Origin of the sequence: Frigoribacterium sp. Leaf164 (assembly GCF_001423665.1) — a bacterium.
Taxonomy (GTDB): domain Bacteria; phylum Actinomycetota; class Actinomycetes; order Actinomycetales; family Microbacteriaceae; genus Frigoribacterium; species Frigoribacterium endophyticum.
This window is the reverse complement of record NZ_LMOX01000003.1, coordinates 112,514-123,573: the sequence shown is the minus strand read 5'-3', so window position 1 is coordinate 123,573 and position 11,060 is coordinate 112,514. Positions and strand designations below refer to the sequence as shown.

Sequence of the window (11,060 nt, the reverse complement as noted above, 5' to 3'; positions counted from 1 at the left end):
CCCGCCTCTACGTGCCGCTGACCGGCCTCGCGAACGCGCGGGTGGAGATCATGAGCGCGGTGGTCAGCTTCGAGCGCGTCTTCGAGGTGCTCGACCTCGAACCGCTCATCCGGGAGAAGGCCGACGCCGCCTCCGTGCCCGAGGGCCCGGTGAGCGTCGAGTTCGACGACGTCCGCTTCGCGTACCCGTCCGCCGACAAGGTGTCGCTCGCCTCCCTCGAGGAGGTCTCCACGCTCGACACCCGGGGCGGCGACGAGGTGCTGCACGGGGTGTCGTTCCGCATCGAGCCGGGCCAGACCGTCGCCCTGGTCGGCACCTCGGGGGCAGGCAAGTCGACGATCGCCCAGCTGCTCTCGCGCCTCTACGACGTCGACGGCGGTGCCGTGCGCCTGGCCGGGGCCGACGTCCGCGACGTGACCTTCGCCTCCCTGAGGCACACCCTGGGGATGGTGACCCAGGACGGCCACCTGTTCCACGAGACGATCCTCTCGAACCTGCGGCTCGCGAGGCCCGAGGCCACCGAGGACGAGGTGTGGGACGCCGTTCGTCGGGCGCGGCTCGAGCCGCTCGTCCGCTCGCTGCCCGACCAGCTCGACACGATGGTGGGGGAGCGGGGTTACCGGCTCTCCGGCGGCGAGCGCCAGCGCATGACCATCGCGAGGCTGCTGCTCGCCCGGCCGCAGGTCGTCATCCTCGACGAGGCGACGGCGGCGCTGGACAGCACGTCGGAGGCGGCGGTGCAGGCCGCGCTCAGCGAGGCGCTCGAGGGGCGGACGGCGATGGTCATCGCCCACCGCCTCTCCACGATCCGCAGCGCCGACCTCATCCTGGTGGTCGAGGACGGCTCGATCGTCGAGCGCGGCACGCACGAGGAGCTGCTGGCCGCCGCCGGCCGCTACGAGGAGCTGCACCGGACGCAGTTCGCCGTGCAGGAGGACGTCGCCGCCGACGAGGACGCGCTGACCGAGCGTCGGTAGGGTCGACGCACGACCACGGACGGGGCACGCCCGGCGCGGTCGGTCCGGAGGGGGACACCATGAGGCACGCACGCACGGCCCGGGCCGTCACGACGACAGGCGTCCTCGTGGCGCTCACGCTTGCCCTGACCGGGTGCGGTACGGGGGCGGACGGCTCGCCGGACGAGACGCCGACCGCGACCGACGTGGCGAGCAAGGCATCGGCGACCCCCGCCCCCACGCCGTCGGCCACGCCCGGGGAGCCCGCCGTCGCGTCGATCCCGACGGACTGCACCGACATCGTCGACCCGGCCACCTACGCCGCGACGATGGGCGAGACGCCGCTCAACGACCCTGACTTCTTCACGGGCCCGACGGGCCAGCTCCAGCCGAGCCCGGCACCCGCGGGTGCCGACCCCTACGAGACCGTGGTGGCCGCCACGCAGCTGACCTGCGGCTGGCGCGACCCGCGGGCGGACGTCACCGGCCTGTACGTGGACGTGGCCACGGTGGACGACGCGGCCGCCGCCTCCTACCTGGACTGGCTCGCCGACCCCGCGGTCGACACCGAACGGCGGGGCGCCGACGTCGTCTACGACTGCTCGGAGCGCCTCGGCGGCACCGTGTGCCAGTTCACGACGACGGACGAGCAGTACGACACGGACTTCGCCGAGACCGTCCTCGTGCGCGACGGCGTCGTCGTCACGGTGCGCCAGTCGAACTACCCGACGGACGACCTCCTCGGCGCGATCGTCGACCGCATCTGGGGCTGACCCTCCGCTGGGGTCGTCTCGTCGGAGCGCATCGTCCCGGTGACGTCGGCGATGGCCCCCTGACGCGGGATCGACCGGGGCGGGCGCCTCCGCCAGGATCGTCCGGGGGGAGGCGCGGGTCCTGCCGCAGGGGGAGGGCAGGTCGTCGTGACGTCACCAGGGCAGTCGTCGTGACCGAGGCGCAGCGCGCGATGCTGTGGTGCCTCCCCGTCTTCCCCCTCATGGCCGTCGTCGTGGCCGTGATCAGCACCGACGCCTGGCTCTTCCCCGACGTCGAGCAGCGGGCGCAGCTCGCGGCGGGCTGGCCGGTCGCGGGGGCGCTCTGGTTCCGCGTCGTCCTCGGGTACGTCGGCGCCCTCCTGTGCCTCGGGTTCTCCGTCGCGTTCGGGGTGCTGTACGCCCGTGAGATCCGCTTCGTCCGGGCCGTCCGTCGGCGCGCCGCCGCCGCGGCCCGGGGCGCCGCCGCACCGGGGCGACCTCGCCTCAGCGCCGCGCACCGCGCCTCCTTCGCTGCCGTCCTCGACGGCGACCGCATCCCCCGCGTGATGGTCGTGAGCCCTCGGGGCATCGGGCGGAGCGTCATGGCGGCGGCCTACCTGCGGGTGCTCGACGGGGCCGTGTTCATGGTCGAGGCCCGGGGCGTCTCGCCGCAGGAGGGGCGCGTGAGCCCGCTCGTGCAGCGGGAGGTGGTCGTCGTGATGGGGATGGACAAGGCTCCCGTCGAGACGGAGCAGGTGCCGGCGAAGGTGATGGCGGCACCGGTGCGGGCGGCCGACCTCGTCGTGCGGATCGGCTGCCCCGACTCCTTCCCCGTGCCCCGCGGCACCCCGGTGCTCGACTGGGACGTGCCCGACCCGATCGGGGCCGACCTGCTCGCCGTCCTGACGATCCGGGACGACGTGAAGGGGCGCGTCGAGCAGCTCGCCGCCGACCTGGGGCTCGACCGGCCGTCGCTCGCGCTCCGCGACCGCACGATCCCCCGGCAGCGGGCGAGCGTGGCCGCGGGGAGGGCGACCATCGCGTACCCGGCGCTCGCCGACGACGTCGCGGAGTGGTTCGCGACGGCCGAGGCCCGGCTGCTGGTCGAGATCTCCGACGCCCCGCTCACGGCCGCGACCGTCAACGGCCGGGGCCCGTTCGCCCCGGCCCTCGCCATGCCGTGGCTGGCGTCGGTCGGCGCGGCGGAGACGGCGCTCCAGGCCGAGCTCCGCTGGCGGGCGGTCACCGGCGCCGACCAGGCCCGGGCCGAGGAGAGCCTCGCGCTCGTCGTCGAGTGGCTCGAGGGCGCGGGCGTCCTCCGGCCCCTGTCGTCGGAGCAGCGCGACGCCCTCTGCGCGTCGGGGACGGCTCAGCGCGACCACGACCACCCGTTCGACCAGTGGCCCCGGGGCCTGGCCGGCGAGTACCCGGTCTTCGCGGAGGCGCGCTTCGAGGAGGAGGACCGTCGCACCTGGGAGGTGGTGCCGGCCGCGGCGCTGCGCGTCTACCCGGACCTCGCGACGCAGTGGGCGGGGGAGGTCGTCTAGCGGGGGTGGGTCACGGTGTCACCCGCCGGCGACGTCGCCGCCGGCGTCGTCGTCGTGGCCGCCGCGGTCGAGGTCGCGCGGGTCGGCGTCGCGCACCTGCCGACCCGAGCCGCGGCCGCCGGCGCTGCGGCCGCCGGCGCTGCGGCTGCCGTCGCGGCGAGGCGAGCGGCGCGCTCGCCGGCGCCGGTCCGTGATCACCTCGGGCAGCCGGGCGGCCAGGGCCGCCGCGGACCACAGGGTGACGATCGCCGCCAGGCCCAGGGTGAGCACGCTCGTGGCGGTCCACAGCCCGGCCCAGCTGTCGGGCCAGATGCCCCACTCCAGCACAGCGGACCCGGTGGCCAGCGCGACGGCGTGGGCCGCCGAGGCAGCGCCTCCGGCGAGGGCGCCGAGCACGACGACGGCCGCGACGCCGACGGCCGTGTCGGCGATCCACCCCCGGATGCTCGTCGACGACGCCCGGGCGTACGTGGACGCGTCGCGGCGCAGCTGGTCCACGAACCCGGGGAGCACGCCGGCGGGGTCGACCTCGGCGGCCGAGAACGTCCTCGGGACGAAGAGCAGCCGCAGCAGCCGGTCACGGTCAGCCTCACCGCTCCGCACGATCCAGTCGATGAACGCCTGCTTCTCTGCTGCGGTCGCCGTGCCCGGGACGAGCAGCGCCCACCGGCCCGCCTGGTCGGCGTGCCCGGCGGCCCTGTGCAGGCCGGCCAGCTCCGCCCGGGCGTCGAGGTCGCCCGCGTCGCGGTGCAGTCGCTCCCGCAGGGGCCCCCGACCGCTCGACGCACGGGCGTGCGCGCCCGGCGCGGAGGGGTCCATGACGTGATCTTCGCAGAGCGCGACGCCGGTCGCGGGGCAGCGGCGGTGACCGCGCCTCAGAGGACGCCGCCGACGGCCCAGGAGCCGAGGCCGAGGACCCCGAACGCCAGCGCGACGGTGAGGAGGAGCAGGGGCAGGCCGAGCAGGTGCTCGCGGACGGCGCGCCATGGGGGTCTCCCTGCGGAAGAAATGTTGTAGATCCAGAACATCAAGTAGCATCTACAGGGGCGGGCGGAAGCTCTGGCGATACGAGGAAGGGGCACTCTCGTGCGTCAGTGGCTGACCTACGTGCTCGTCGTGGTGGCGAGCACGATCGCTCTCGTCGCCGTCGCGTCGGCGTACCCCCGAGCGTCGTCCGTCGTCCTCCTCGTGGGGTGCCCCGTCCTCGTCACCGGGGCCGGGCTGGGGGCGAAGTTCGTGAAGGAGAGCCGCGGGGCTCGAAGGACGAGACGACAGCGATAGGGGCCCCGCGGGGACCACGGTTCGTCTAGGCTGCGTCCCTTCCGCGGTGCCAGGAGCCAGATCAGTGGGATCCACGTGCCGGCGCGCACAGCGGCGGCGGCCGTCAGCGGAGCGGCTGGGGCACGGTCGCGGGGCGCGACCAGCTCACGTCGAGCGAGCCCTCCTCGAGCCGCACCGCGATCTCGGTGCGGAAGGAGTCCTCGAAGTGCCGCGCGGCCCGCTCGTCCGAGACGACCACGTCGACGCGCAGCGAGCCGAGCTCGTCCGTGATGAGCACGGGCCCGTCCGCGAACCGCACCAGGAAGCGGTGGGGCGTGACCGGGACGCTCTCGTAGTCCCGTCGCAGGCTCTGCTCGAGCTGGCGGACGGGGCGGATGCCGGCGGTGGGCCGGACGAGGGCGCTCATGGCGATCATGCGTCGATGGTGCGCCGCCGATGCGACGCGCGCGTGAACGCGACGTGACGACTCGTCGTCGACCCGACCCGCGACTCCTCGGCGCCGCCCGGGCACCGAGATGCCCCGCCCTGGGCCCCCACCGTGCGGCAGGACCCAGGACGGGGCACCTCGACGTCGTCAGTGGAACTGCGGCACGATCATCCAGAGCCCGTAGAGCACCGCGGCCACGCCCACGGCGAAGCAGGCGAGCCCCGCGGCGGTGGCCCCGGCCGGACGGCTGACCCGGCCCGGGCCTGCGGCCCCGGCCGCCGTCGCCCCGTCGGAGCCCGCACCCGCACCCGCACCAGCACCGGCACCAGCACCCGCCGGCTCCTCCGCCCCGGCCGCGAACGCGCGGATGCCCAGCGCGAACGACGTGACGATCACGGCCGTCGCCGCGAGGGCGACGAGGAAGACGACCACGAAGGCGCCCCAGTCCACTCCGAGGAACACGGTCACTCTCCCTGCTGGCGGGAGGCGCCGGCCGGCTGGGCAGCCGCGGGAGCCTCGTCGCCGTCGTTGACGGTCTCGTGCGTGACGGGGTGCCGCCGCGCGAGGAACGCGAAGGCCAGGCCCCCGCCGAGGGCGAGCAGGGCGACGACGACGAGGCCCGCCGTGCTCGTGCTGGCCAGCCACGCCGAGACGCCGCCGACAAGGGCGGCGGCGGGCAGCGTGAAGACCCAGGCCGAGGCGATCTTGCCGACGACGCCCCAGTGCACGGTCGCGAGCTTCGCGCCGAGGCCGGCCCCGACGATCGAGCCCGAGGTCACCTGCGTCGTCGACAGGGCGAAGCCGAGGTGCGACGAGATCAAGATGGTGGCCGCCGAGCTGGTCTCGGCGGCGAAGCCCTGCGGGGCCTTGACGTCGGTGATGCGCTTGCCGACCGTCCGCATGATCCGCCAGCCGCCGAGGTAGGTGCCGAGCGCGATGGCGAGCCCGCAGGCGACGATCACCCAGAGCTGCGGGCCGGTGCCCGCGCCCTGGTAGCCCGCCGCGATGAGGGTGAGCGTGATCACGCCCATCGTCTTCTGGGCGTCGTTCGTCCCGTGCGCGAGCGACACCAGCGAGGCGCTCACGGTCTGGCCGTGACGGAAGGCGGCGGTCGACCCGCGGAGGGTCGCCTGCCGGGTGATGCGGTAGGCGACGTAGGTCGCGACGAGCGCGACCACCCCCGCGACGACCGGCGAGATGATCGCGGGCAGCACGACCTTCGACAGCACGACCGCGAAGTCGACCGAGCCGATGCCCGCGCCGATCACCGCCGCGCCGATCAGGCCGCCGAAGAGCGCGTGCGACGAGCTCGAGGGCAGGCCGAGGTACCAGGTGGCGAGGTTCCAGAGCACGGCGCCGACGAGCCCGGCGAAGATCATGACGGGCGTGACCTGCACCCCGCCCTCGCCCTCGCGGATCAGCCCGTTCGAGACCGTGCTCGCGACCTCGGTCGAGAGGAACGCCCCGACGAGGTTGAGCACGGCGGAGATGAGCACCGCGACCTTGGGTCGCAGCGCCCCGGTGGCGACCGAGGTCGCCATGGCGTTCGCGGTGTCGTGGAACCCGTTCGTGAAGTCGAACACGAGCGCCACGACGATCACCAGCATGACCGTGACGAGCACGTCCATCGTCGTCGTCCCTCCGAGGGGCGGCCGGTGCGTCGCGACGGCGGCGCCGCGCCCCCTGCCCGGCCGACGCTAGGCCGGGGCCGGGCCGCCCGCGATGAACGGCGCGTGAACGCTTGCGGTCAGTGCAGTTCCTCGTCCGACTCACGGACGAACTCGTCGACCGTGCCCGAGATCAGCTCCCACGCGGCGCGGAACGCCACGTCGGCGTCACCGGCCACGAGCGCCTCCGCGAGGGCGAGGTGCGCGGCGGCGGCGGCCGGCGTCCAGTCGGTGATCGTCGCCCGGGCCTCTTCGACGCGGGTGCGCAGCAGGGCCTCGACCTGCGTGGCGAAGTGCCCGATCACCTGGTTGCCCGAGCCGCGCAGCAGCGCGGTGTGGAAGGCGACGTCGGCCTCGAGGTAGCGGGGCCCGTCACCCGCGGCGTCGGCCTCGACCATCGTGCGGGCGGCCTCCAGCACGACGGCGGCCTGCAGCGGGTCGGGCGTGAGCGCGCCGAGGCGGGCGGCCATCGGCTCGAGCCCGAGCCGCAGCTCGAGCAGCTCGCGCATCTGCGTGAAGTACTCGGGGCCGCGGCCGCGCCAGAGGATCACCTGCGGGCTCATCAGGTCCCAGGAGGCGCGGGGCAGCACCTGGGTCCCGGTGCGCTGCCGGGGCTCCACCATCCCGAGCGACTGCAGCACCCGGAGCACCTCGCGCAGCACCGACCGCGACACCGAGAACCGCTCGCTCATCGCCTCGACGTTGAGGATCGTGCCGGGGGCGAGGCGCCCGTCGACGATGTCCTGGCCGAGCGCGTCGACGACGCGGGCGTGGAGCCCGCGGTCGCGGGAGGCGGAGGGGAGTCCGGTCGTCATCGTGGTCTTCCTGAGCCCTCGCGGGCGTCTTGCCGGGGGGAGTCGCCGTGTGGCACACTCCTGGGGTCTGATTAATCTGATTATTCAGATCCGCGCGTCCTCCCAGGATGGCAGACCGGCAGCCCCGGCCTCCACGACCGGCCGACCGACGCCGCCCCGCCGGGCGGTGCGCGCGGGCCCTCCCCAGACGACGAGGTCGCAGAGAAGCGTCCTCGGAAGGACGCGACACCATGACCTCTCCCTCCCCGACCCCCGCCCCCGGCCCCGTGCTCCACGACGCCTCCCGCGACGTGCCGGCCGGAGGCGCGGCGCAGGTGCCCGAGACCGCGCGCCGCTGGTCGGGCGCCCCCGTGCTCGTCGTGATGGGCGTCTCGGGCTCGGGCAAGTCGACCGTGGCGGCGCTGGTCGCCGAGCGCCTCGGCTGGGACCACGCCGAGGGCGACGACCTCCACCCCGACGAGAACGTCGCCAAGATGGCGGCCGGCGTGCCGCTCGACGACGACGACCGGGCGCCGTGGCTCGACACCGTCTCGTCGTGGATCATCGAGCACGCGATGCAGGGCGTGCCCGGCGTCATCACCTGCTCGGCGCTCAAGCGCAGCTACCGCGACGTGCTGCGCGAGCTCGACGTCGTCTTCGTCTACCTCCGCGGCAGCAACGACCTCATCGGCGGCCGGATGGCGGCGCGCCCCGGCCACTTCATGCCGGCTTCGCTGCTCGACTCGCAGCTCGCGACCCTCGAGCCGCCGCAGGCCGACGAGCGCCACATCGTCGTCGACGCGACGCAGACGCCCGAGCAGGAGGCCGACGACGTCATCCGGCTGCTGGGGCTCTCGCCGACCCGCTGACCGGCACCGCGCCTCCTCTCGTTCACCTGCCGGACGCCGGCCGATCACCGGCGCTCCGTAGCGTCGGGGGCACGACGCGGGCACCGGAGCCGCGGCGCGCGACGGGGGCGGCACGGCATGACGAACAGGGCGACGACCCGCGCGGGGGCGCGGGGCGCGGGCGGCACCGCGACCGGGCCGGTGACGCTGCCGCCGGGGCGCGACCTGGTGCTGCCGGAGGCGGCGGTCGCGATGACCTGGCAGGGCCCGGGCCGCCCGCTGCAGGCCGTCGCCGTGCCCGGGGTTCGGCTGCAGCGCGGCGACGCGCTCGTGCGGGTCGACCTCGCCACGATCTGCGACTCGGACGTGCACACCGTCACCGGGCGGCGGCCGGGCGCGACCCCGTGCGTGCTCGGCCACGAGCAGGTCGGTCGCGTCGTCGACGCCGACCCGCACGCGCGGTCGGTCGACGGGCGTCGGCTGCTGCCGGGGATGCGCGTCGTCTGGTCGGTGGTCGTGGCGTGCGGCCGGTGCGTCGAGTGCCACCGCGGCCTGCCGCAGGCCTGCGCGAGCCTCGAACGGCACGGGCACGCGGCCGTCCGTCGCTCGTGGGAGCTCGGCGGCGGGTTCGCCAGCCACGTCCACGTGCGTCGGGGCGCGGCGGTCGTCGTCGTCGACGACGACGCGGTGCCCGACGAGGTGCTAGCCCCCGCGTCGTGCGCGGTCGCGACCGCTGCGGAGGCCGTGCACCGCGCCTCCTCGCTGCTGGCCCTGGCGGCCGGGGGCGCGGCCGCGGAGGCGCTCCGCGGGCAGGTGGTCGTCGTCTCGGGGGCCGGGGCGCGCGGGCTCGCGGCGACGGCGATGGCGACGCAGGCGGGGGCTCGGGTCGTGGTCGTCGAGGCCTTCGAGTGCCGGCGGCTGCTCGCGTGCCGCTTCGGAGCGGCCGCGGTCGCGGACCCGGGGGAGTCGCGGGGCCCGACGAGCCTCGCCCGCGCGCTCGCGCAGGTGGACCGCTCGGGCCGCCACCGCACCGTCGCCCTCGAGACCTCGGGCAGCTCCGCCGCCGTGGCGCTGCTCGTCGACACGGTCGGCGTGGGCGGGGTGGTCGTGCTCGCCGGGCCGGTCGCGCCCGGAGCGGCCGTGCCGGTGCTGCCGGAGAGGGTGGAGCGGGGGCTGCTCACCCTCACCGGGGTGCACGACTACGCGCCCGCCAGCCTCGTCGCCGCGGTCGCGTTCGTCTCCGAACAGCGGCACCGCTACCCGTTCGCCGAGCTCGTCGAGCACGTCGTGCCGCTCGAGCAGCTCGACGACGCACTGCGCCTCGCGAGCGCGCCGGGGGCGCCGGTGCGGGTCGGGGTGCGGCCGGGGGGAGTCGGCGGCCTGTGAGCGGGCCCCGGGTCAGGCGGCGTCGCCGCGCAGCGACGCGACCATGGCGCGCAGCGCCCGACGGGCGGCGTCCTCCTCGGCGACGGTGAGGTCGTCGAGCATCCGACGCTCGACCGCCCGCACGGCGGCCGTGGCCCGGGCGAGGTCGCGACGGCCCTCCTCGGTCAGCTGGGCCGGCAGGGCTCGGCCGACCCGCGCCTCCGGCGGTCGTTCCACCGACCCGGCCGCCTCCAGCGACTGCAGCAGCACGTTCATCGACTGCCGGGTGACGAACGCCCCGCGAGCCAGGTCGGAGTTCGACAGGCCCGGTCGCTGCGCCAGCAGCTCGAGGCACGAGTAGTGCGTGATCGTCATGCCGAGGGGGCGGAGGGCATCGTCCATGGCGGCGCGGAGGGCGCTCGCCGCCTCCTTGAGGAGGTAGCCGAGGGAGGTCTCGAGGTCGATGCCGTCTCGGTCTGGACTCATGTCAGCATTCTGACATAGGCTGTGCCATGTCAGGATCCTGACATTCAGCCACCACTCCCGAGGAGACCCCCGTGCCCGTCACCGGCCCCGACTTCATCTCGCTGCAGACCCGCGACCTCGACGCCTCCCAGGCCTTCTACGAGCAGTACCTCGGCCTCGTGCGCTCACCGGCCGGCCCGCCCCACGCCGTGGTCTTCACGACCACGCCGATCGCCTTCGCGCTGCGCGACCTCGTGCCCGGCACCGATCTCGACGCCGTCGAGCAGCCGGGGCTCGGCGCCGCGCTGTGGTTGCACGCCACCGACGTGCAGCAGATCCACGACGCGCTCGTCGTCGACGGGCACCGCATCGTGTCGGCGCCCGTCGACGGGCCGTTCGGGCGGACGTTCACCTTCGCCGACCCCGACGGGTACCACGTGACCCTGCACGACCGGGCCTGACGGCCGTCGGGCCCCGCCGAGTGGTCGCGAACTGTCGCCCCGACCTCGGTCGAGGCGCCGTTCGTGACCACTCGACCGCGACCCGGGCGACGCCGGGCTAGGCCGACGAGGTGCGATCCGCCCGGTAGAGGACGTGGGGCCGGAGGCGGTGGCCCGGCGGCAGGGCCGGGTGCGCGAAGTCGTCGGCCGGGTCGCGCCGCAGGCCGATCCGCTCCATCAGCGCCCGCGAGCGCAGGTTGAGCGCCGCCGTGAAGCTCACGACGCCGGGCAGGTCGGCGCCGGCCGGGTCGAGGGCGTGCCGCAGCACCTCGCGTGCGGCCTCGGTCGCGAGCCCCTGCCCCCACGAGTCGCGGCGGAGCCGCCAGCCGATCTCGACGGGGTCGACGAGGGCCCGGCCGCCGGCGACGACCTCGAACGACGGCCGCGACAGGCCGACGAAGCCGACGAACTCGCCGTCGGCCCGCTGCTCCACCGCCCAGAGGCCGAAGCCGTCGCGC

At 75.3% G+C, this 11,060-nt stretch carries 15 protein-coding genes; 7 read left to right on the top strand and 8 right to left on the bottom strand.

Translation table 11 applies throughout. The features are described 5' to 3' along the window. From ASF82_RS16110 to ASF82_RS08585, 3 genes are all read left to right on the top strand, one after another. A partial coding sequence (locus ASF82_RS16110; RefSeq protein ID WP_235491237.1) for an ABC transporter ATP-binding protein occupies positions 1-977 on the top strand: 977 nt, incomplete at its 5' end. 59 nt (positions 978-1,036) lie between these two features. Next, the gene (locus ASF82_RS08590; RefSeq protein ID WP_056056357.1) at positions 1,037-1,729 is read left to right on the top strand and encodes a hypothetical protein; all 693 of its coding nucleotides are present in this window, start codon (positions 1,037-1,039) and stop codon (positions 1,727-1,729) included. A gap of 170 nt (positions 1,730-1,899) precedes the next feature. Next, positions 1,900-3,255 carry a hypothetical protein gene (locus ASF82_RS08585; RefSeq protein ID WP_056056355.1) on the top strand — a complete coding sequence of 452 codons (1,356 nt, stop codon included), beginning with the start codon at positions 1,900-1,902 and terminating at the stop codon, positions 3,253-3,255. 18 nt (positions 3,256-3,273) lie between these two features. On the opposite strand, the gene ASF82_RS08580 is transcribed toward ASF82_RS08585, so the two are convergent. Together ASF82_RS08580 and ASF82_RS15540 are read right to left on the bottom strand one after the other, a co-directional pair. Then, positions 3,274-4,074: a hypothetical protein gene (locus ASF82_RS08580; protein WP_056056353.1), complete on the bottom strand. Its 801-nt coding sequence runs from the start codon at positions 4,072-4,074 to the stop codon at positions 3,274-3,276. A gap of 56 nt (positions 4,075-4,130) precedes the next feature. Beyond that, entirely contained in the window at positions 4,131-4,283 is a 153-nt protein-coding gene (locus tag ASF82_RS15540; protein ID WP_156370014.1) for a hypothetical protein, read from the bottom strand. 58 nt (positions 4,284-4,341) lie between these two features. Between ASF82_RS15540 and ASF82_RS08575 the strand changes: the two genes are divergently transcribed. Continuing rightward, positions 4,342-4,536, top strand: a complete 195-nt coding sequence (locus ASF82_RS08575) for a hypothetical protein (protein WP_056056351.1) — start codon at positions 4,342-4,344, stop codon at positions 4,534-4,536. Between the two features lie 103 nt (positions 4,537-4,639). On the opposite strand, the gene ASF82_RS08570 is transcribed toward ASF82_RS08575, so the two are convergent. From ASF82_RS08570 to ASF82_RS08555, 4 genes are all read right to left on the bottom strand, one after another. After that, positions 4,640-4,951 carry a hypothetical protein gene (locus ASF82_RS08570; RefSeq protein WP_056056350.1) on the bottom strand — a complete coding sequence of 104 codons (312 nt, stop codon included), beginning with the start codon at positions 4,949-4,951 and terminating at the stop codon, positions 4,640-4,642. A gap of 159 nt (positions 4,952-5,110) precedes the next feature. Continuing rightward, the gene (locus ASF82_RS08565) at positions 5,111-5,431 is read right to left on the bottom strand and encodes a hypothetical protein (protein ID WP_082514505.1); all 321 of its coding nucleotides are present in this window, start codon (positions 5,429-5,431) and stop codon (positions 5,111-5,113) included. Continuing rightward, on the bottom strand, positions 5,428-6,591 hold the full coding sequence (locus ASF82_RS08560) for an inorganic phosphate transporter (RefSeq protein ID WP_056056346.1): 1,164 nt from the start codon (positions 6,589-6,591) through the stop codon (positions 5,428-5,430). The genes ASF82_RS08565 and ASF82_RS08560 overlap by 4 nt, the downstream gene beginning before the upstream one ends. Before the next feature lie 119 nt (positions 6,592-6,710). After that, entirely contained in the window at positions 6,711-7,445 is a 735-nt protein-coding gene (locus ASF82_RS08555) for a FadR/GntR family transcriptional regulator (protein WP_056056344.1), read from the bottom strand. Between the two features lie 362 nt (positions 7,446-7,807). On the opposite strand from ASF82_RS08555, the gene ASF82_RS08550 reads away from it, so the two are divergent. Next, positions 7,808-8,293 (top strand): gluconokinase, encoded by a 486-nt coding sequence (locus tag ASF82_RS08550; protein ID WP_235491316.1) that lies wholly within the window; start codon positions 7,808-7,810, stop codon positions 8,291-8,293. Between the two features lie 117 nt (positions 8,294-8,410). Beyond that, positions 8,411-9,658: an alcohol dehydrogenase catalytic domain-containing protein gene (locus ASF82_RS08545; RefSeq protein ID WP_235491236.1), complete on the top strand. Its 1,248-nt coding sequence runs from the start codon at positions 8,411-8,413 to the stop codon at positions 9,656-9,658. A gap of 12 nt (positions 9,659-9,670) precedes the next feature. Here the strand turns inward: ASF82_RS08545 and ASF82_RS08540 are convergent, their stop codons facing one another. Next, on the bottom strand, positions 9,671-10,123 hold the full coding sequence (locus ASF82_RS08540) for a MarR family winged helix-turn-helix transcriptional regulator (protein ID WP_056056340.1): 453 nt from the start codon (positions 10,121-10,123) through the stop codon (positions 9,671-9,673). A 71-nt stretch (positions 10,124-10,194) separates the two neighbouring features. Here ASF82_RS08540 and ASF82_RS08535 point away from each other — a divergent pair, with 71 nt between their 5' ends. Beyond that, positions 10,195-10,563 carry a VOC family protein gene (locus ASF82_RS08535; RefSeq protein WP_056056338.1) on the top strand — a complete coding sequence of 123 codons (369 nt, stop codon included), beginning with the start codon at positions 10,195-10,197 and terminating at the stop codon, positions 10,561-10,563. Positions 10,564-10,660: 97 nt separating this feature from the next. On the opposite strand, the gene ASF82_RS08530 is transcribed toward ASF82_RS08535, so the two are convergent. Next, positions 10,661-11,060 (bottom strand): GNAT family N-acetyltransferase (locus ASF82_RS08530; RefSeq protein ID WP_200931991.1); only part of this gene is annotated, 400 nt, incomplete at its 5' end.